19 protein-coding genes and 1 pseudogene are annotated in these 19,308 nt (G+C 53.3%); 10 read left to right on the forward strand and 10 right to left on the reverse strand.

Annotation, left to right across the window (positions count from 1 at the left end):
- Nucleotides 1-135 precede the first annotated feature (135 nt).
- Both ACP9M6_RS00300 and ACP9M6_RS00305 read right to left on the reverse strand, forming a co-directional pair.
- A complete protein-coding gene (locus ACP9M6_RS00300; protein ID WP_427452408.1) occupies nt 136-1,122 on the reverse strand; it encodes a hypothetical protein in 987 nt (328 codons plus the stop codon).
- Nucleotides 1,119-1,298 (reverse strand): annotated as a pseudogene (locus ACP9M6_RS00305) (DpnI domain-containing protein); the annotation flags it as partial. The gene ACP9M6_RS00300 and the pseudogene ACP9M6_RS00305, both read right to left, overlap by 4 nt.
- Nucleotides 1,299-1,447: 149 nt before the next feature.
- On the opposite strand from ACP9M6_RS00305, the gene ACP9M6_RS00310 reads away from it, so the two are divergent.
- Nucleotides 1,448-2,227 carry a matrixin family metalloprotease gene (locus ACP9M6_RS00310; RefSeq protein WP_427452410.1) on the forward strand — a complete coding sequence of 260 codons (780 nt, stop codon included), beginning with the start codon at nt 1,448-1,450 and terminating at the stop codon, nt 2,225-2,227.
- A 28-nt stretch (nt 2,228-2,255) separates the two neighbouring features.
- On the opposite strand, the gene ACP9M6_RS00315 is transcribed toward ACP9M6_RS00310, so the two are convergent.
- Nucleotides 2,256-2,744, reverse strand: a complete 489-nt coding sequence (locus ACP9M6_RS00315; protein ID WP_427452412.1) for a hypothetical protein — start codon at nt 2,742-2,744, stop codon at nt 2,256-2,258.
- A 627-nt stretch (nt 2,745-3,371) separates the two neighbouring features.
- On the opposite strand from ACP9M6_RS00315, the gene ACP9M6_RS00320 reads away from it, so the two are divergent.
- From ACP9M6_RS00320 to ACP9M6_RS00340, 5 genes are all read left to right on the forward strand, one after another.
- Nucleotides 3,372-3,977, forward strand: coding sequence for an HAD-IA family hydrolase (locus ACP9M6_RS00320; protein WP_427452414.1), 606 nt, complete (start codon nt 3,372-3,374; stop codon nt 3,975-3,977).
- A 32-nt stretch (nt 3,978-4,009) separates the two neighbouring features.
- Entirely contained in the window at nt 4,010-4,570 is a 561-nt protein-coding gene (locus tag ACP9M6_RS00325; RefSeq protein WP_427452416.1) for a hypothetical protein, read from the forward strand.
- Nucleotides 4,571-4,648: 78 nt separating this feature from the next.
- Nucleotides 4,649-5,182 carry a bifunctional 3-hydroxydecanoyl-ACP dehydratase/trans-2-decenoyl-ACP isomerase gene (gene fabA / locus ACP9M6_RS00330; protein WP_427452418.1) on the forward strand — a complete coding sequence of 178 codons (534 nt, stop codon included), beginning with the start codon at nt 4,649-4,651 and terminating at the stop codon, nt 5,180-5,182.
- A 6-nt stretch (nt 5,183-5,188) separates the two neighbouring features.
- Nucleotides 5,189-6,403, forward strand: coding sequence for a beta-ketoacyl-ACP synthase I (fabB, locus tag ACP9M6_RS00335; RefSeq protein ID WP_427452420.1), 1,215 nt, complete (start codon nt 5,189-5,191; stop codon nt 6,401-6,403).
- A gap of 55 nt (nt 6,404-6,458) precedes the next feature.
- A complete protein-coding gene (locus ACP9M6_RS00340; protein WP_427452422.1) occupies nt 6,459-7,253 on the forward strand; it encodes a MipA/OmpV family protein in 795 nt (264 codons plus the stop codon).
- Here ACP9M6_RS00340 and ACP9M6_RS00345 read toward each other — a convergent pair.
- Nucleotides 7,250-8,005 (reverse strand): helix-turn-helix transcriptional regulator, encoded by a 756-nt coding sequence (locus tag ACP9M6_RS00345; RefSeq protein WP_427452424.1) that lies wholly within the window; start codon nt 8,003-8,005, stop codon nt 7,250-7,252. The genes ACP9M6_RS00340 and ACP9M6_RS00345 overlap by 4 nt on opposite strands.
- Before the next feature lie 119 nt (nt 8,006-8,124).
- On the opposite strand from ACP9M6_RS00345, the gene ACP9M6_RS00350 reads away from it, so the two are divergent.
- Nucleotides 8,125-8,955, forward strand: a complete 831-nt coding sequence (locus tag ACP9M6_RS00350) for an enoyl-ACP reductase FabI (RefSeq protein ID WP_427452426.1) — start codon at nt 8,125-8,127, stop codon at nt 8,953-8,955.
- A gap of 25 nt (nt 8,956-8,980) precedes the next feature.
- On the opposite strand, the gene ACP9M6_RS00355 is transcribed toward ACP9M6_RS00350, so the two are convergent.
- From ACP9M6_RS00355 to polA, 5 genes are read right to left on the reverse strand one after another with little or no spacing between them, the layout of a single operon-like run.
- Nucleotides 8,981-9,547, reverse strand: a complete 567-nt coding sequence (locus ACP9M6_RS00355; RefSeq protein ID WP_427452428.1) for an NADAR family protein — start codon at nt 9,545-9,547, stop codon at nt 8,981-8,983.
- A complete protein-coding gene (gene ribD, locus ACP9M6_RS00360; protein ID WP_427452430.1) occupies nt 9,528-9,983 on the reverse strand; it encodes a bifunctional diaminohydroxyphosphoribosylaminopyrimidine deaminase/5-amino-6-(5-phosphoribosylamino)uracil reductase RibD in 456 nt (151 codons plus the stop codon). Before ribD ends, ACP9M6_RS00355 begins: the two co-directional genes overlap by 20 nt.
- Nucleotides 9,976-10,707, reverse strand: a complete 732-nt coding sequence (gene gpmA, locus ACP9M6_RS00365) for a 2,3-diphosphoglycerate-dependent phosphoglycerate mutase (RefSeq protein WP_427452432.1) — start codon at nt 10,705-10,707, stop codon at nt 9,976-9,978. Before gpmA ends, ribD begins: the two co-directional genes overlap by 8 nt.
- A complete protein-coding gene (locus ACP9M6_RS00370; RefSeq protein ID WP_427452434.1) occupies nt 10,704-11,609 on the reverse strand; it encodes a glycerophosphodiester phosphodiesterase family protein in 906 nt (301 codons plus the stop codon). The genes gpmA and ACP9M6_RS00370 overlap by 4 nt, the downstream gene beginning before the upstream one ends.
- Nucleotides 11,610-11,658: 49 nt before the next feature.
- Nucleotides 11,659-14,493, reverse strand: a complete 2,835-nt coding sequence (polA, locus tag ACP9M6_RS00375) for a DNA polymerase I (RefSeq protein ID WP_427452436.1) — start codon at nt 14,491-14,493, stop codon at nt 11,659-11,661.
- Nucleotides 14,494-14,565: 72 nt separating this feature from the next.
- Here polA and ACP9M6_RS00380 point away from each other — a divergent pair, with 72 nt between their 5' ends.
- Nucleotides 14,566-15,483, forward strand: a complete 918-nt coding sequence (locus ACP9M6_RS00380) for an energy transducer TonB (protein ID WP_427452438.1) — start codon at nt 14,566-14,568, stop codon at nt 15,481-15,483.
- Between the two features lie 8 nt (nt 15,484-15,491).
- Nucleotides 15,492-15,983, forward strand: a complete 492-nt coding sequence (locus ACP9M6_RS00385; protein WP_427452440.1) for an asparaginase domain-containing protein — start codon at nt 15,492-15,494, stop codon at nt 15,981-15,983.
- Here ACP9M6_RS00385 and ACP9M6_RS00390 read toward each other — a convergent pair.
- Nucleotides 15,980-16,225, reverse strand: a complete 246-nt coding sequence (locus ACP9M6_RS00390) for a GlsB/YeaQ/YmgE family stress response membrane protein (protein WP_427452442.1) — start codon at nt 16,223-16,225, stop codon at nt 15,980-15,982. The genes ACP9M6_RS00385 and ACP9M6_RS00390 overlap by 4 nt on opposite strands.
- A gap of 105 nt (nt 16,226-16,330) precedes the next feature.
- On the opposite strand from ACP9M6_RS00390, the gene ACP9M6_RS00395 reads away from it, so the two are divergent.
- Complete coding sequence (locus ACP9M6_RS00395) at nt 16,331-19,186, forward strand: M16 family metallopeptidase (protein ID WP_427452444.1); 2,856 nt, start codon at nt 16,331-16,333, stop codon at nt 19,184-19,186.
- Nucleotides 19,187-19,308 lie beyond the last annotated feature (122 nt).

Raw genomic sequence — 19,308 nt, forward strand, 5'->3', positions numbered from 1 at the left:
CCGCGAAGCGCGGGGTTTATCCCGCGCGAAGCGGCTCTAATCTCCCGCGCGGTAGCCACCGCGTAATACACTGAACCTAGAGGGCCGCTCCATTGGGGCGGCTCTTTTTTTTAAAATCAATTTTTTATATTGTTATTAAGCAAATAAATCATAGGTATCTGTGAGATTTGACACCGGATTACCCAAAACATTTTCAGAAAAAACATTGATTAGCGCTTTGCGCTTTTCATCGGGCCAATTATCTACAACACTAGGCTTCAATACAAAATTTTGAACATAATTTAACAGCAAGGAGGACACACTTCTTGTTGTAAACTTTTTTTTATACAAATATTCTCTTATTAATTTCGGAGCCACAGGTATATCCTCCCGGACATAAGAAATTTGAACATATGTATCATTGCCAACTGGCCAAATATTAACACCAAGATGGCCTGCCGAGTCACTTCCATTTCCTCTTACTACAAAAAATGAGCTTGCAGCCAATTTAGCCCCGGTGTCTTTGAGTATGTGTCTTTTATTAAATATATCTCCTCTGTTTAAATTTTTATCAGTATCAACTATAAGCGGCGACCAAAACTTCTCGCGATATTTATAAAAGTCATGGAGAACCATCATCCATTGCATGGACTCCATTCCAAAAGGATCCATACTGTTTGGGCTTGCTTTACCTTGATCGATACGCTCTTGAAATTGTTTTTGAAAATATAGAGCCATTGCCATTTTTGCAGACATCTCTGAAGTAATTGCACGCCACATAAGCAAATCTTTTTGCTGATCGGTATCCATAACCAAATCACCACTATCAATCGGCGCAAAAATCTCTCTGTCATGATTGCCACACAAGCCTCTAAATGTAGTGACTTTATTCCGACCTATTAATCTAAATTCAGTTTTTAGCGCTTGATCGCCAACCTTTGAATTGATTTGATAAACGCGACCCTCTTCGTGAATTACATCTAAGACTCTGCTATTTTGAATGCTGTGTGCAGCTATAGGAGTGTTCTCACACATATCTAATGGAGCCCAGCACCGTCCAGCTTTGATGGAATTAATGTCACCAAACATAGACAACATTGATTTATCTGGAACTGGTAGTGATGAAGGATGTATTTCAGTCATATTGTCGTTCTATACCGCCCACGACCCAAAAACTCCAAAACGCCAGCATCCCGCAGAATCTGCAACTGCTGGCGTATCTTGGGTCGCACATTATTATTCTCAGGATGTAATTCCCCCAGATAATTCTCAAACGCATAGACTTCGGCCAGCGTAAAGTCTCTCTTCGCCACACAACTCTAAACATCCAAATCTCAATCTGTAATCCGCAAACCTGTCAGGTTGAATAAAGAGTCAAATATTTGACCCCAATAATGTGACGCAGGTAACAGTCGCACCTCACCTAAAACGCTACTTCTACTCATCATTTAAAATGAAGGAGAAATAGGTGGCCCAAGAAAAATTTGATTTTCAAACAGTCCGAGGCGCAAAGAAAGGTGACTCATCAGAAGGTATTGAGAAGGTTCAACTCTTCCTCCAAAAATATGGCTATTTTCAGACATCAGACTTCAAATCCGGTCCGATATTTGATGATGATATGACGTCTGCTGTGCAGCTCTATCAACATTTTCATGGTCTTGATGTAACAGGGGAACTTGATGATCCAACTTTGAGCGAGATGTCGAAGCCGCGATGTGGTTTTCCTGACTTTCCACAACTCGCGGATTTTTCACTTGCTGCAAGAAAGTGGAGCAAAAAAAAGTTGACCTATAAGATTATCAATTTTTCGCCAGACTTACCGCAGTCAGAGCAGGTGGAGGCAATCGCCGCCGCATTTTCCTTGTGGGACAAAGCCTGTGGGTTGACCTTTGAAAGAGTGAATGGCCAAGCCGATATCGACATTAAATTTGAAGCCGGCGCACATGGCGATGGAGCCGATTTCGATGGACCGGGCAGCGTTCTTGCCCATGCTTTCTTTCCTCCACCGAATGGTGGCCGGCTCGCTGGAGACGCTCATTTCGACGAGGCAGAAAAATGGCATCACAAGTTGCCACTTCCTCGTGCAACAATTGACCTTTTGACTGTTGCAGCACATGAGTTCGGTCATTCGATTGGATTGGGACATAGCCGGACCAGAGGCGCATTGATGTTCCCGTCATATTCGGGGCCTCAGCGTTACCTCGCCAATGACGATGTGAGCCGCGCTCGTGCGCTATACGGGAAATGATTTTTACGGGCGCGGCGTTAGCCGCCCCTCACTTCACCCGCTTCACGCGGAACGTGCTGCGGCTGTCATTTACCTTGCCGAGGAAGCTGCCAAAGGAGGCCCGCTTTATTGTGAGCTTATCGGGATTGGCGCGCCCCAATCGCACGCGTTTTGTTTCTGCCTGTTGCCAGACTTCGCCATTATCGAGCGTGAATTGAACATATCGATTTGGGCCGACGCGTTGTGTGCTTTGAATGGTGAGGGTGCGGGATTTGGCGGTTTTAATGTCTTTCTCGGCTTTGAGCTCTTTGAATTCTTCCACCGCTTCTTTTTCCAAGGCCACGATTTCACCCGAGGCTTCCGCCCCGCGTAATTTGGCGGTTTCCGTCCGGAAACAGCTGAGCTGGGCCTGCGTCTCTGAAATTAACTCACAGGCGAAGAGCCCGGCCAGTGCGTCCGTGTCTTGTGCCGCCGCGAATTGCGGCGCGGCGATGAGGAGCGTGGCGGCGGCGAAACCGCATGTGAATATCTTGGTCATGGGGCGACGATATGCGGTCTGTGGCTTAAACACAATATTGGGCGGGAGGACGGGGGACGGTTTCCCCTTCATCCGCGTTTATGGGAAACTTAATCCGCGCTTTCGCGATTATAAAATGTCTCAAACTCAGTCTCATCTGTCACCCCGACCCAATGGATGCGGGATGACATTGCGTTTTAAGCCGCAAAGCTTGGAGGCCAATCCGCATTTATAAAAAACAACCCCCGCACTTTCCGCCACCGCCCTATATTCACACTCGTTCTTTCGGACACGGGACAGGGAAGTGATCGTTCCTTTCTGGTATCGGAGGACGGTGTGCCTAGAAACATTCGGTAACGCGAATGTGGAGGGGCCCAGCCGCGAGTGCCTGACGGGTTGAAACATCCGCAGTCAAGTAAGGCCGCCGTTGGAGACACACCGCCGCAGGTCGTGTATTTGGCGAGAGTCGAATATACGATGCGCCTTTCGGACTGACACCCGAAGGTCGCGGTCATTGCGTAAAACTATATCATATTGGTTACCATCGCGGTGACCGACCTGCGGGCGTCCCGCTTTTATTCTCTCTGTCGTGCCCAAGATGGCCGGTCAGCGTTGCAGCTTGTCCTGACCTCAACTATGGTCGCTCACATGACCGCCCCCCGCCCCAAAATCCTCCTCTTCGATCTTGGCGGGGTTGTTGTGCCCTGGGTCGGGCCGGAGGTTCTCGCCGCGCGCTATGACCTGACCCGTGCAGAGGTCATTGACCGTTTCGCGGGGAGCGAGATTTTCAACGCCTATGAACGGGGCGAGGTCGGGGACGCGGTCTTCACGGCGGAGCTGCGGCAGATGTTCGACCTGCCCGACACGGATGTCGGCGCATTGTGGAACAGTTGGGTCGAGCCCCCCTTCCCCGGCGTGATGGACGCGCTGGCGGCGTTGAAGACACGGTTCACGACGGCCTGTCTGTCCAACACGAACGCGCTGCATTGGGGGCATTTGAACACGATGTTTAAAACGGATAAGGTGTTCCACCACGCCTTCGCCTCGCATGAGATAAATGTCGCGAAACCGGATGCGGACAGCTACCACATCCCCCTCGCGGAAATGGGCGTCGCGGCAGAGAATGTCTGGTTCTTCGAGGACACAACGGTCAATGTCGAGGCCGCCCGCAAAGTCGGGATGACCGTGCATCAGGTGGACCGCGCAGTGGGCGTGATGCCCGTCCTGCGGCGATTGGGCTTGCTGACGGATTAGGCACTTTCGTGAAAATGTGGTAAGTGCGTTGCATGACATATTTACGCGCCGCCTGCATCTCCCTCCTCCTCGCCGCCTCCGCCCAAACGGCCTCGGCGCAGTTAATGGTGATTGGTAAGGGCGATGCCGCGCAATGTTACTCCTATGCCAAACAAGGAAATAAGGGCAGCTACTCTGCGCTGCAGACTTGCGAAGCTGCGTTGGAACAAAATTTGATGGGCAAAGATTACGCCGCAACCCGTGTGAATTACGGTATTCTACAGATGCGCAAGGAAAACTATCAGGTCGCGTTGGAGAATTACGACGCCGCCCTGGAAGTTCTACCCACACTCACCGAGGCACATGTAAATCGCGCCGCCGCTTTGATCCATCTGGACCGGTTGGATGAGGCCCTCATCTCTATCAATACCGCCTTGGAAGATGTCGAGAGCCAAACGCGACCCGCAGCCCTCGTCAATCGCGCATTACTCTATGATCGGCAGGAAAATTACAGTGCCGCCTATCGCGATTTAAAGGCTGCAGACCAACTCGCACCGGATTGGGAGATGGTCGACCGGCTCCTGGCGCGCTACACGGTTAAGCCCAAATCTTAGGCTGAACTTTTTGAATCAGACTTTGCCTTGCCAGTCTGCCTGTCTTAAGTAACGGGCAAATCACACGGGCCATCCATTATGAAAAAAATTCAATCGTCCTATGACTATGACGACCTGATCGTCAGCGGTGAAAAAAGCCTCTTCGGTCCGGGCAATGCAAAACTGCCCCTGCCGCCCATGCTCATGCTCGACCGGATCACCCATATGGATGATGATGGCGGCGCGAATGGTAAGGGGCAGGTCATCGCCGAACTGGATGTGAATCCGGACCTGTGGTTTTTCGAATGTCATTTCCGCGACGACCCCGTCATGCCGGGTTGCCTAGGCCTGGACGCCATGTGGCAGCTTGTCGGGTTCTGGCTTGGCTGGACCGGCGGACAGGGACGCGGTCGCGCCTTGGGCGTCGGTGAGGTCAAATTCACCGGACAGGTCACACCGGACATCAAAAAAGTCCGTTACGAAATCGATATCAAACGCGCCATCCATCGCCGCCTCGTCCTCGGTATTGCCGATGGGCGGATGTATGCCGATGATGAATTGATCTATCAGGCCAAAGACTTGCGCGTCGGCCTTTTCATCCCACCTACTGAAGCAGAAGAAAAAGCAGGATAAGCGAACATGCGTCGAGTTGTAGTCACTGGATTAGGTATTGTCTCTTGCATCGGAAATGATGCGGATACCGTCGCGGAAAATTTGAAAGCCGGGAATTGCGGTATCAAGAAAGATGAGAAGATGGCGGAACTTGGCTTCCGTTCTCAAATTTCCGGCCGTCCCGATTGCGATTATAAGGAAGTCATTTCCAAGCGCTCTTACCGCTTTATGGGCGATGCCGCAGGTTGGGCTGCCGTCGCGATGACGAATGCAATTGCAGATGCGGGCCTCTCGGAAGAGCAGGTCTCGGATGAACGCACGGGCATTATCGCGGGGTCGGGTGGACCGTCCTCATTAGAGATCGTTCGCGCCGCTGACATCACTCGCAAGAACCTGTCCCCGAAAAGGATCGGGCCGTTTGCCGTGCCAAAGGCGATGTCCTCGACTGTGTCAGCGACACTGGCCACGCACTTTAAAATCAAAGGCGTGAACTTCTCGATTACGTCGGCCTGTACAACGTCCCTCCACTGTATCGGGTCAGCGGCAGAGCAAATCCAATGGGGCAAGCAGGACATCATGTTCGCGGGCGGCGGCGAGGAGTTGGAATGGTCCATGTCCTCCCTCTTCGACGCAATGGGCGCGATGAGCAGCAAATATAACGACACGCCGGACAAAGCGTCCCGCGCGTTTGATGTTGACCGCGACGGTTTCGTGATTGCGGGCGGCGCGGGCATGCTCGTGCTGGAAGAATATGAACATGCGAAAGCCCGCGGCGCGAAAATCTATGCCGAAATCGTGGGCTATGCCGCGACATCAGACGGCTATGACATGGTCGCGCCCAGCGGTGAAGGTGCGGAACGCGCCATGCGCATGGCGTTGAAAGATGCTGATCTGGACACGGTCGATTATATCAATCCGCACGCCACCTCGACACCCGTTGGGGACATCGCAGAAACCAATGCGATTGAGCGCGTCTTTGGGCTGGATGGCCCTTATGTCTCCGCCACAAAATGTCTGACGGGCCATAGTCTCGGCGCGGCGGGCGTTCAGGAAGCGATTTACACATTGCTGATGATGGAGCGTGGCTTCGTCGCCCCGTCTATCAATGTCGAAAATCTCGATCCTGAAATCCCAGCGATTAATATCGCGAAAGAAGCGGTCGAGACGGAAGTCAAAACGGCCATGTCCAATAGTTTCGGCTTTGGCGGGACAAATGGATCCGTGATTTTTGCCAAGATATAATATTGACGCAACTTTTATGATTTTGGCGCATTATGTCTTCAATCAAGGAATATTTATGCGTCATCTTCTTATCTCTGCAGCCCTGCTAACAGTCCCGACTCTTGCGTCGGCACAGGACTCCATTTTTGATATTCCTGAGGAGGAACAACTCACTTTTGCGGATCTCGGTATCGCGGCTGTGACGCGGGAAACCTATGTCGGCTCGGAAGAAAGTGACCTGTCCGTCCTCCCCTATATCAACGCACAGTATAAAGGGCGGTTTTTCGCCAACCCGGCCCTCGGCGCAGGAGCCTATGCGATCCGGAATGAGACATTTCGCTTGGGCGGATCTGTCCATTACAGCCTTGGGCGGGATGGTGAAGACACACCACTCCTCGATGAGGCCTTTGACATTGATGGCGGCTTTGCGGGTCTAATTTCGAGTCGTCTCTACACACCAATTGCTGCGATTGATGTGGTCGCAAATGTTCCTCTTTCCGGAGATTTGGACGGCTACCGCATAGATACACTTGTCACGACGCAGTTTTTTCCTATCGAAAATCTACGCATTAATCCGGGCGTCCGGGCAACCTATCATTCGGGTGATTATCTCGACTCTCTTTACGGGATTAATGACGCGCAACTCGCCGCGACAACATTGCCCGCCGGATCACCTGTCACGACGCTCGATTTTGGTTCGGAAGTCTCCACACTCGGCGCACATATGGCGGCCTATTTAGATATAAATGACGACTTCCAGCTCATCGGGATCGTGAATTATTCGAGGCTCGTTGGAGATGTGGAGGACACAACGCTTGCCCCCAAGAAAGACGGCATCACCGCCGCACTTGGCCTCGCGCGAACATTTTAAGGTAGAATGAGTCCCAATTGGATCGCCTTCACAACGGTGTGCGTGCGGTTAGAGGTCTCCAATCTGGCCGAGAGCGATTTGAGATAATCACGGACGGAATACTCGCTGATCCCCATAATCTGCCCCGTTTCCCAATTCGTTTTTCCATGTGCAACATGTAACAAAATCGCCGTTTCACGTGGCGTCAATTTTATCGTCTTTTGAGGCGCTTTGGACTCAAAATGCCGATCGATCGCGAAATAGGCATAGCGGCAGAGAAGTTCTAATTCGAGAAACGCCGCATCCGACAAACTGAAATCTGTCTCTCGCCCCAGAGAGACAAATCCGGTCGCGCCCGCCTCATCCACGACTGGAAAAACGATACCAAATTTCAAACCTGCCGCTTGCGCTTCCGCAACTTGTTCCATTTGGCGTTTCGTCATGTCGACATGGGCTTCACGCCAGCGAAACGGCCGATGTGTGCGCATGACGCGCAAAGTCACAGGGTCTGAAAACTGGTAATTCTTCTGCGCATAAACGGCCAAAAAATCATCCATACCGTAATGGTAGAAAAACCGACGATCCGCCGCCCCGGCATCCGCCATGATAAAGGCCTGCCCCAAAACAACTTTATCAAACCCGTAATGCGCGAGCGCGGCGTTAAAAATCTCGAACGTTTCGGCCGGTTGGGCCGCTGACATCATCGCATCAATATTCGCGAAAAGCCGCCTGACATCTCTGTCAGCGGTGACATCCTTAATTTCCCCAACCATAGTTGAGTCATATGAAGCCAGACCTGAACGCAAGATTAATGACCTTTCGCCGCGCTTTGGGGTGGTCATGCCGCCTCGTAAATTATAAACCTATCATAGATTAGGGACAGGAGGCCAAAATGGCTGAACAAACATTTCCAACCGGAACATTGATGGCCGGAAAACGCGGCCTGATTATGGGCGTTGCCAATAAAAACTCCATCGCGTGGGCCATTGCGCAGCAGCTTGCAGCACAAGGTGCGGAAATGGCCTTCACCTATCAGGGCGATAAACTCCTCCGCCGTGTGAAACCCCTCGCGGAAAGCGTTGGCTCCGACACACTCGTCGATTGTGACGTCACGAATGATGATCAGATGGAAGCCGCGTTCAAAACGATTGAGGACAAATGGGGCAAAATCGACTTTCTTGTTCATGCGATTGCCTTTGCGGGTAAAGACCAACTCGCAGGCTCATTTATTGAGCAGACCACACGGGAGGGGTTCAAATCCGCGCTGGATATTTCCGCCTATTCCTTCGTCGATGCCGCCCGCCGTGCATCAAACATCATGAATGATGGGGGCGCGATGATTACGCTGACTTACCTGGGCAGTGAGCGCGTCATCCCGAATTACAATGTCATGGGCGTCGCCAAAGCCGCGCTCGAAGCCTCGACCCGCTATATCGCGGCAGACCTCGGCCCGCGCCAAATTCGCGTCAATGCGATTTCCGCTGGCCCCATCAAAACGCTCGCCGCTGCAGGGATCGGCTCAGGCCGTCACATGTTCCGCTTTAATAAGGCCGCCAGTGCGATGCAGGATAATACCGATCCGATGGGTGTCGCCGGTGCCGCGCTCTACCTGCTCTCAGATTTGGGCCTCTCCTGCACAGGCGAAACCCATCATGTGGACGGCGGTTTCCACGCAATCGGCATGCCGCAAGAAGGCCCGCTGCGGGAGAGTTTGGGGGAGTAGTTGGACATAACGAGATCAACTTATGTCAGGTCGTGTTCGCCTCAAGTAAATTTCGGGCTGACATAAGAGCATAACCGAGTAGATTCGTCCCTGGCCATTTAGATGGATCCTCACACCTCGGATTATCTGCAGCTAGACCAATACCCCAAACGGCATCAACTGGGCTAGCTTCTACAAGAACGCGTTGGCCAGTATTGATTAGAAATGTTCCAAGCTCAGTATTTTGACTAAATTTGTGAAAGTTACCCTCTAAAACAATTTTGTATTTTTTCCTGTCCCAGACTACAGGGTCAAAATTTTCAACTTTACGACCTAAGGCCTTTGCCGCCCCAGGTTCTTCTACTTGAAGGATTTTTTTCTCGATAGCTTCCGCTCCAAAAAGCCGCGCTTTTTCAGCCATCATCCAATGTTCGGCAGTGAAATAACGTTTTCCTTGAACGTCAAAAGAAGATGGCCACCACTGACTCAAGCAAGCTTTCGTAACAGTACCTTTTGGGTAGGAAGTATGGCCCCAAAAATAAACATATTTAAGCCTTTCCCCAGCCTTAAACTTTTTCAGCAACCAATCAGTATCATATAATTTGAAGTCCACTATTTTTCACCCGCGCAAAAAAGTCTGCATGAGCGGCCATCGCCTCCGCTTCACACAACCCTACCTCTACATCCACGCCCGCTTCCTGCAACAGTGCCGCGCCGCGCCAGTGCACCCTTGGGTCAGGATCAATACAGGCGATGAAGCAGCGTGATATCCCTGCCTCAATCAACGCATTGGCACAGGGCGCAGTCTGACCGTAATGGCTGCACGGTTCCAGCGTGACATAGGCGGTAGCACCGTTCGCTTGTTTTCCGGTGACCTGTAACGCGACGGTTTCGGCATGAGGGCGGCCGCCATCTTGTGTTGCACCCACGCCGATAATCAGCCCGTCTTTGACCAGCACGCATCCGACAGCCGGATTTTCCGCCGTGCGTCCGGATTGTGCCGCGCCTAATGCCAAGGCGCGACGCATATAAGTTTCGTGACTAGGCACTCGCGATTTCGGGCAGATCCTTCGCGCGTGTGTCGTCCATGTAACGCGCGGCGGTAATTTCCAGTGTACCGGGTTTCATATCGATCAAGAGCGGATTGCCCGTTGGAAATTCAAATCCGGGAATGTCATCATCCGAGACGTTGAAAATCGTTTTCAAAATGCCGCGCAGAGAATTTCCATGCGCGGAGATAATGACATTTGATCCCGCTTTCAGATGCGGAACAATCTGGTCGTTAAAGTAAGGCACAACCCGCGCGCAGGTCATTTTCAAGCTCTCACCCGTCGGCAAGACGGACGGATCAATATGGGCGTATTTTGGATCTTTGGAGGGGTGATATTCGCTATTCATATCGATTTGCGGCGGCGGGACATCGAAACTACGACGCCAGATATGGACCTGCTCATCGCCATGTTTATCGCGCGTTTCCTGCTTATTCAGTCCGGTCAGCGCGCCATAATGACGTTCATTCAATAGCCAGCTTTTCGTCACGGGAATGTGCATTTGCTCAATACCTTCCAGCGTCAGCCAAAGTGTTTTAATCGCGCGTTTTTGGAAAGATGTGAAGCCGATATCCAGCGTGATGCCTTCGGCGGTGATAAGTTCGGCAGCCTTCTTGGCCTCCTCCACACCGCGCTCGGTCAAACCGATATCGTGAAATCCTGTAAAACGGTTCTCCAAATTCCATTGGGATTGTCCATGCCGGACGAGGATCAATTTGGTCATGGTGTGTCCTTTACTATGTCACGCACCCGTAGGGCCGTATCGGGGAAATCGGAAAATACGCCGTCTATACCGAGCGCATAATAGGCTTTCATTTCCGCGTCTATATCTTCGAATGCAGGATCAAGCGCGTCATCACGGAATGTCCAACTATGTACAGTTAGGCCTGACGCATGCGCCTCACGTATGAAGCCGGTATCTTGCCCATTGGAAATGAGGAGTTTTTTGTAAGGCCCCACGCCGTCAATCACGGTCGCAATCTTGGTAAAATCAGGTTTTGTTTCTGTCAAAAAAACGAGACGTATATCCGTCAGGTCATTTAACCGTTCGAGATTTCCCACCTCAAAAGATTGGATGAAAACCGGATCTTCGGCGTTGTTAAAACCATGTGCTTCCAAACTTGCTAATAGAGGTTCGTCATGCTGAAGACCTAGCGCGGCCAAGGCCGCTGGATGTTTTGTTTCCGGGTAAACGCCAATCCGACGCCCGGTTTGCTTTGACCTCTCGGCGATTAAAGCCAAGACTTCATCAAATGTCGGGATGATATATTGATTGTCAAATTCCACTGACCGTCCAGCTCTCGGCTGTCGTGCGCGCAACGTTTTAATTTCGGCCAATGTGAAGTCTTCAACGAACCAATCCGCACCATCATGCCCCACCTTAACTGTCTTACGATCTGCGAATTCAGGGTGGTCCGAGACATTGGTTGAACCGGAGAGATAACGGTCATGCCGCGCGACAAGGACGCCGTCTTTGGTAATCACGAGATCAGGCTCAATATAATCCGCGCCCATCTCTATCGCCCGGTCATAGGCCTCAATCGTGTGTTCGGGCAGGACACCCGACGCCCCGCGATGGGCGATAACAAGCGGTGCTTCGCCAGAGAGCGTGTTCCATGTTATCATGTCAGGTCCTCCTGAGCAGGCCGTCAAAAGAACGCCCGCGAAAGCGAGACTAATGCGCATCGTTCCAGTTCTTCGCCGCGTGAGCTTCCACCAATAACGGCACACTGATCTCCACGGCGGGTTCGTGGGCTTTTTCCATAGTTGGCGTGATAATCCCGATCAACTCATCCGCCTGACCTTCCGGCACTTCGAACACCAGTTCATCATGAACTTGCAGGAGCAGTCTTGCGCCTTCCACACCTTCAATCGCATCCGGCATTTTGATCATGGCGCGGCGCATGATATCTGCGGCGGCGCCCTGAATGGGCGCGTTAATGGCTTGGCGTTCGGCGAAGGCGCGGCTCATCTGGTTACGGTCGCGGATACCCTTGATGTGGCATTTGCGGCCCAGAATGGTGGTGATATAGCCATATTCGCGCGCTTCCGCTTTGGCGGCTTCCATATAGTCCTTGATGCCCGGAAATTTCTCGAAATAAGTCTTGATGTAATCAGACGCTTCACCGCGTGAGATGCCGATATTCTTGGCGAGGCCAAAGGCGGAAATCCCGTAAATAATCCCGAAATTAATTGCCTTGGCATTGCGGCGCACTTCCGGTGTCATCTCGGCCAGCGGGACATTGAACATCTCGCTCGCGGTGAGCGCATGAATGTCCACGCCATCCGCAAAAGCCTGTTTCATATTGGGAAGGTCGGCGATGTGGGCCAGCAGGCGCAGCTCGATCTGCGAGTAATCTGCCGCGACGAGGACGTGCCCCGTCTCCGCCACGAAAGCATCGCGGATTTTGCGGCCCATCTCGGTTCTAATTGGAATGTTCTGAAGGTTCGGGTCAGAGGAAGACAACCGCCCCGTCGTTGTCGCGGCGAGGGAAAAACTCGTATGAACGCGGCCCGTATCGGGATTGATCTGCTGGACCAGCGCATCGGTATAAGTTGATTTCAGCTTCGAATATTGCCGCCAATCGAGAATGGTGCGCGGCAGGACTTCGCCCTCATCCGCGAGTTTTTCAAGAATGTCGACACCCGTCTGCCAGGCGCCCGTCTTGGTTTTCTTGCCACCCTCAAGCCCCATTTTGTCAAACAAAATTTCACCGATCTGTTTGGGGGAGCCGATATTGAATTTATCACCCGCGAGTTCATAGGCCTCATCTTCGAGCTGCGCCATTTTCTGCGCAAACAGGCCTGAAAGACGATTAAGTTCCGCACGGTCAACCTTAATGCCCTCATTCTCCATTTTCGCCACGACGGCAGGGAGCTGGCGGTCCAACGTTTCATAGGCGGTTGCGACGCCTTCGCTCGCCAGTTTTGGCTTGAGGAATTTCCAGAGACGCAGCGTCACATCCGCATCCTCCGCCGCATAAGGCGTGGCGACGTCGAGCGCGATCTGGTCAAAGGTTTTCTGCTTTTTGCCCGTCCCTGCAATGTCTTTAAAGGCAATCGGTTTGTGGCCGAAATGCATTTCGGACAGCGTGTCCATGCCGTGACCGTGGAGCCCCGCTTCGAGCGCATAACTGATCTGCATCGTGTCGTCATAGGGCGCAGGATGTAGGGGTCTGCCATTCCCCTCATAACGCTGAAAAACGCCGAGATCATATTTGAAATTCTGCCCGACTTTCAGGACTTGCGGCGCGTGGAATAGCGGCTCCAGAATATCCAGCGCATCCTGCATTGGGACCTGTTGCGGCGCGTCTCCGCCAAATAATTCGTCGCCTTCACCTTTGTGCGTTAGAGGAATATAACAGGCCTCATTATCGTCCAGCGCGAGACAGACGCCGACCATATTGGCGGCGGCAGAATCGAGGCTGTCCGTTTCCAGATCGACAGCGATGGCGGATTTCACCATGGCGCGGGCCACCCAGTCTTTCAGCGTCGCGACGTCCTGAACGCAGACATATTTTTCCTTATCGAAAACGACATTGGCGGGCGCAGTGAGGTCGGCGGGCGCTTCCGGCGCGGTGTCATCCTTACGCAATCCATCCGTCTCGCCCTCGCCCAGTGCCGCACGGACCCGCGCGGTGAGGGTGCGAAACGTCATGCGTTCGAGGAAGTCGAAGAGGACATCAATATCCGGATCTGTGACGGCGAGGTCTTCAATCGGGACTTCCAGATCAATATCGGTTTTCAACGTCACGAGTTGTTTAGAGATCAGCGCCATCTCCTTATTCGCCATCATCTTCTCACGGCGGCCCTTTTGCGGAATTTCGTGGGAGCGCTCCAGTAGCTCTTCCAAGGGGCCATATTCGTTCAATAGTAACACCGCCGTTTTGACCCCGATCCCCGGCACGCCCGGAATATTATCGACGCTGTCTCCGGCCAGCGCCTGCACATCAATCACGCGGTCAGGTTTGACGCCGAACTTCTCCTCGACCTCCTTAATCCCGATATCCTTATTCTTCATCGGGTCGCGCATGATGACATTTTCCGTCACGAGCTGCATGAGGTCTTTATCGGAACTGATAATCGTACATCGCGCACCCGCCTCATCCGCAATCCGTGCATAGGTCGCGATCAGGTCATCCGCCTCAAACCCTGTCATTTCAATCGAGGGAGAGCCAAACGCGATGGTCGCTTCGCGGGTCAGGGGGAATTGTGGGACGAGGTCTTCGGGCGGCGCGCCACGATTGGCCTTATAAAGGTCATAAATCTCGTTACGAAACGTATCGCCGGACGCATCAAAGATCACGGCGAAATGGGTCGGACGATCTTTGTCATTCTGGTTTTGCAGTAGCTTGAACAGCATATTGCAGAATCCGGCAACGGCGCCGACGGGCGTGCCGTCATTTTTATTGGTTAGGGGAGGCAGCGCATGAAACGCGCGAAAAATATAAGCAGACCCGTCGACGAGGACGACATGGGAGTCTTTGGTCAGGGGAGCAGTAGCGGACATAAGCGGCTTGTGCGCAGTCAGTGGCAGAATTTCAATAGCGTCACGATTTTTTGCGCCTATAAATAGCTCGAAATGTATCAAACAATTGACGATCCCGAAGAAGAGCGCCGCGGTGGCGGATTTTCGATCTGGCCGTTCCTGATCGGAGCGGTGCTGGCGGGAGTCGTGTTTTTCTTTGTCTGGCTGTTTAGTCCCGGCACGCCTGCTGACCCGGGCCAATCGGTGGAGACTCCTGCCTCCCGCGCGGCCTATCTGCAGGCGCTTGCGGAACCCGCACCGGCCCTGCGCCGCGCACGTCTGCTGGATTACCAACGCGCTTTTCCCGATACAGACCGCGCGGCGGCGATCACGGATCAGCTGGACATTATTCAACGCGCAGAACTGGACGATTGGGAGGCTCTGACGGCAAAAGTCTATGATGTAAGGGCCGAAGCGGAAGACAAGCAAGCCGCCCTCACCGCCTATGAGGCCAAATGGAACCGCGCACTGCTCGGTGGACGAGGGGAAGAGTTGGACGCCTTGGCGCAGGAAATTGACGAGACTGCGAAAGCGCAACCCCTGCCTGATCGGTCACTGGAGAATGTCGACAGTCCTATCCCGCAAAATCTACCGTCTGATACGCTCGCGGGCGCACCCCCACAAATCTTCCAGCCCGTCTATGTACCCCCGCCTCCGCCGCCGACACGTCCCGTCGCAAAAGATGTCATTGTCCAACCCACCGTGCGTCGCAATACCAGCCCGCGCTATCCAAGAAATGCGCGGCGTCGGAATATCGGCGCGATCGTGACCGTCGCCATGAACATCGACGAAAAAGGCCGAGTCAGCCAGACGGAGATTATCTCTGTCGACGCCGAACGCTATGAACGCGACTTTATCAAAGCCGCTGAACGCGCCGCCATGCGCACACGGTTCAATCCGAAAACGATTAATGGCGAAGTGGTCCCCGCAGTTGGGGTCCGCAAGCGCTATATTTTCCGCGCTGAAGATTAGAGACGATCATGATAAATCGCGACCCGCTCGCCATCCTTGTCACGGGTGGCACGCTCGACAAAGTCCATGATACGTTTTCCGAGAGCCTCATTCTCGATGGGACAAGCCGTGTGGCGGATATTCTCGGTCAGGGCCGCGCACGGGTTTCGCGTATCAAATCGCTCATGTCGATTGACAGTCTGGATATGGACGACACCCACCGCGCCAAAATCCTCCGCGCAATTAACACGGCACCGGAAAACCGGATCGTTGTGACGCATGGAACGGGGACAATGGAACTGACGGCACAGGCGCTGGACGGGAATATTGGAAAAAAGACGGTCGTCCTGACGGGCGCCATGCGACCTTGGTCCCTCGGTCAGTCGGACGGCAATTTCAATCTCGGCGGCGCTGTCATTGCGGCACGATTACTGCCAGCAGGCGTTTATGGTGTCATGAACGGCAAAGTCTTCGCCGCTCAAGATTTACATAAAGATGTCGCGTCGGGACGGTTCGATTAGTCTCGGAGCCTATTGTAGATATAGACCACGATGATTGCGCCAATCACTGCGCCCAAAAATCCGACAGGTTCGCCGACTTGGTAAAAACCCAGCATCTGCCCAAGATATCCCGCCACAAATGACCCGATAATACCCAGAAGAGTCGTCATAATCAGACCGCCGGGTTTCGTCTTTCCGGGGATCAGAAAACGCGCGATCAATCCCGCGAACAGTCCAGTCAGGATAAGTCCGATAATGCCCATGATTTAGTCTCCAATTTGATTCAGTTGTCTCTACAAACGCTTGCCGCTTGCCCCGGTTCCGTGCGGAGCGTAGTCTTTTACGGACGAATGACAAAGGAGATGGTCATGAATTTTAGAATTAGCTCGGTATTACTCGCTGCACCCTTTGTTCTGGCGGCTTGCGCGGACGGAGCATCCACAAAGACAGACACATCAGCGAACGTCAAAAGTGCCAGCGCGCCCGCCCTTGATCTGAACTATGAGAAAATCACGCTGGAGAACGGCCTCGACGTCGTTTTTCATGTTGACCGGTCTGATCCGGTTGTCGCGATCAACCTCGCCGCTCACGTTGGGTCTGCGAGAGAGACCGAGGGCCGGACGGGCTTCGCGCATTTATTCGAACATCTTCTCTTCCTCGATTCCGAAAACCTTGGCTATGGCGGATTGGACGAAATGAACACGCGCATTGGCGGTGAAGGTACAAACGGGTTCACGACCAATGATATGACGCAATATTTCCAAGCCGTCCCGAAAGACGCGCTGGAAAAAGTCGTGTGGGCCGAAGCGGACAAACTGGGCTGGTTCATTGAGACCGTCACGCAGAACGTCATCGACAATGAGAAACAAGTCGTCAAAAATGAGAAGCGCCAGCGCGTCGACAACGCGCCCTATGGCCATAATTGGTATGTCATCGGCAAGGCGCTGTACCCCGCGGATCACCCCTATAACTGGCAGGTGATTGGCAGTCTTGAAGATCTCGACGCCGCAACATTGCAGGATACAAAGGACTTTTACGCGCGCTGGTATGTGCCCAATAATGTGACCGTGACGATCACGGGTGATTTTGACGTGGCCGAAGCCAAAGCCTATGTCGAAAAATATTTCGGTGAAATTCCGGCCGGCGAAGAGATTGAACCTTACGGTGCTCGTCCGGGCGAATTGTCCGAGACGATCAAACTCGTCCATGAGGATAATTTTGCGACCGTCCCGCGCCTGACCTATGTCTGGCCGACGGTGGAGCAATATCATCCCGATAGCTATGCGCTGGAATATCTCGCCAATTATCTGACGCAGGGCAAGACCGCGCCGTTTAATGAAGTCCTCGTCGACGAGGCTAAACTCTCCCCCGGAGTTGGCGCGTTTTCCAACGTGTCCGAGATTGCGGGTGAGTTTTACTTGATCGCGCCGAGCAATGCCGGAACCGATCTGGACGAACTGTCCCCCGCAATCGAGCAATCCTTTGCACGGTTCGAGGAAAATGGGATGCCGCAGAAAGATCTCGACCGGATCAAGGCGAGTGTCGAAGTCGAATTCTACGGGAATTTCGACAGCGCCCTGAACAAGGCCATCGCCCTGTCGGAATATAATCTCTTCACCGATGATCCGGGCTATTACAAAAAAGACCTCGCCGCGTACCGCGACGTCACCACCGCTGATGTGATGCGAGTCTATGAGACCTACCTAAAGGGGAAGCCCTTCATCGCGACCAGCTTCGTCCCGATGGGCGAGGCGGAATTAGGGCTGGAAGGCTCCGCGGTTGCGGATGTCGTGGAAGAGGAGATCGTCGCCGGTGAAGGTGCCGCCGTTGAATTCGACCCTGCCGCGCGCGTCATCGAAAACCCGACGCCGTCCAGTTTTGACCGCACGGTTGAGCCGGATTTCGGCGCAGGCTATAACCTGCCCTCCCCCACTATCTGGCAAACCGACCTCGATAATGGGCTGACTGTATTGGGTCTGCCGAGTGACGAGATTCCGGTCATCAATTTCTCGCTCCGCCTCGACGGTGGACGGTTGCGCAATGATGTCTCCGCCCCTGCCGCTGCGGGTCTGACGGCGGATATGCTGTCCAAAGGTACGGCGAATAAGACAACCGCTGAGTTGGAAGACGCAATTGGCATGTTGGGATCCAGCATTTCAGTCAGCGCCGGAAATACGGGCGTTTTTGTGACGGGCACAACATTGTCGCGGAACTTCGATGCGACGATGGATCTCGTGCAGGAAATGCTGTTCGAGCCACGCTGGGATGAAGAAGAATTTGCAACGCTGAAAAATCAGGTGCTGCAATCCATCACATCCGGCGAAGGCAACCCGAATTCCATCGCGCGGCGTGAAGCAGCGGAACTGACCTATCCGAAAGACAGCCCGCTTCACCATTCCGGCCTGACGGGGTACGGCGCGGCTGACGCTTTGGAAGGCGTGACGCTGGAGGATTTGAAAGCGTTTCATGCCGATCATTACACGCTGAACGGCGCAGCCCTTCGCGTGGCGGGAGATTACGAAAACTCACGCGTAAAGGCCGCTTGGGACCGGGGGGATATCGGTCCCGATGTCGCGGCGAAAGCGCCCGTTTCGCAGACGCTCAGCCCCGTCACGGAAGCAAAAATCTATCTCTATGATGTGCCCGGGGCGAAACAATCTGTGCTCCGTTTATCCCGCCCTGCACTGGCTGCGACAGACGCGGATTACCCGCTCGCCGAAGCGATTAACTTCCCGCTGGGTGGTATTTACACGTCCAAGCTCAACACGACCTTGCGTGTGGAGAAGGGCTATACTTATGGCATCCGCTCCGGCTTTAACGGCAGCAAAGAGAACGGCACATTTGGTGTGTCGTCTTCTGTGCGGTCCAATGTCACGAAAGAGTCGATCGAACTCATTCAAGAGATTCTCTCCAGCCACGGCCCCGAAACCACGGAAGAAAATTTGGCAGAATTAAAAGATGCCCTTATTCGCGGGCAGGCGCTGAAGACGGAAACGCTGCGCGACAAGCTCGGTGTCTTGGGCGAGATTGATGCCTATGGTTACGCACCGGATTACCGCGCGCAAAATGCCAAGGCGATCCAAGCCATGACGCTGGCGGATTTCAAACGGATCGCCGCCGCGCATATCCGCCCTGATGCCATGACTTATCTTGTCGTCGGAGATGCGGAAACGCAGGCCGGACCGTTGGGTGAATTGGGCCTGCCCGTGGAACGGTTGGACTGATGCGCCGCGCGCTGCTTATACTCGCCGTCATAGGCTTAGCGGCCTGTGAGCAAACTGAGTCTCCTCAGTTCTACAGTCTTGATAAGAGTCAGGTAGAGAGGGAAGCATATAGTGAAAGTGCA

Origin of the sequence: Litorimonas sp. WD9-15 (genome assembly GCF_050271975.1) — a bacterium.
In the GTDB taxonomy this organism is placed as follows: Bacteria; Pseudomonadota; Alphaproteobacteria; order Caulobacterales; family Maricaulaceae; genus Litorimonas.

Bases quoted from the DNA above. Each gene is read 5' to 3' on its own strand.
- ACP9M6_RS00380 (WP_427452438.1), top strand. From the start codon at position 14,566: ATGTATCAAACAATTGACGATCCCGAAGAAGAGCGCCGCGGTGGCGGA.
- ACP9M6_RS00300 (WP_427452408.1), bottom strand. From the start codon at position 1,122: ATGACTGAAATACATCCTTCATCACTACCAGTTCCAGATAAATCAATG.
- ACP9M6_RS00315 (WP_427452412.1), bottom strand. From the start codon at position 2,744: ATGACCAAGATATTCACATGCGGTTTCGCCGCCGCCACGCTCCTCATC.
- ACP9M6_RS00385 (WP_427452440.1), top strand. From the start codon at position 15,492: ATGATAAATCGCGACCCGCTCGCCATCCTTGTCACGGGTGGCACGCTC.
- ACP9M6_RS00395 (WP_427452444.1), top strand. From the start codon at position 16,331: ATGAATTTTAGAATTAGCTCGGTATTACTCGCTGCACCCTTTGTTCTG.
- ACP9M6_RS00370 (WP_427452434.1), bottom strand. From the start codon at position 11,609: ATGATAACATGGAACACGCTCTCTGGCGAAGCACCGCTTGTTATCGCC.
- ACP9M6_RS00350 (WP_427452426.1), top strand. From the start codon at position 8,125: ATGGCTGAACAAACATTTCCAACCGGAACATTGATGGCCGGAAAACGC.
- fabB (WP_427452420.1), top strand. From the start codon at position 5,189: ATGCGTCGAGTTGTAGTCACTGGATTAGGTATTGTCTCTTGCATCGGA.
- ACP9M6_RS00390 (WP_427452442.1), bottom strand. From the start codon at position 16,225: ATGGGCATTATCGGACTTATCCTGACTGGACTGTTCGCGGGATTGATC.
- ACP9M6_RS00320 (WP_427452414.1), top strand. From the start codon at position 3,372: ATGACCGCCCCCCGCCCCAAAATCCTCCTCTTCGATCTTGGCGGGGTT.
- fabA (WP_427452418.1), top strand. From the start codon at position 4,649: ATGAAAAAAATTCAATCGTCCTATGACTATGACGACCTGATCGTCAGC.
- ACP9M6_RS00325 (WP_427452416.1), top strand. From the start codon at position 4,010: ATGACATATTTACGCGCCGCCTGCATCTCCCTCCTCCTCGCCGCCTCC.
- gpmA (WP_427452432.1), bottom strand. From the start codon at position 10,707: ATGACCAAATTGATCCTCGTCCGGCATGGACAATCCCAATGGAATTTG.
- ACP9M6_RS00345 (WP_427452424.1), bottom strand. From the start codon at position 8,005: ATGGTTGGGGAAATTAAGGATGTCACCGCTGACAGAGATGTCAGGCGG.
- polA (WP_427452436.1), bottom strand. From the start codon at position 14,493: ATGTCCGCTACTGCTCCCCTGACCAAAGACTCCCATGTCGTCCTCGTC.
- ACP9M6_RS00340 (WP_427452422.1), top strand. From the start codon at position 6,459: ATGCGTCATCTTCTTATCTCTGCAGCCCTGCTAACAGTCCCGACTCTT.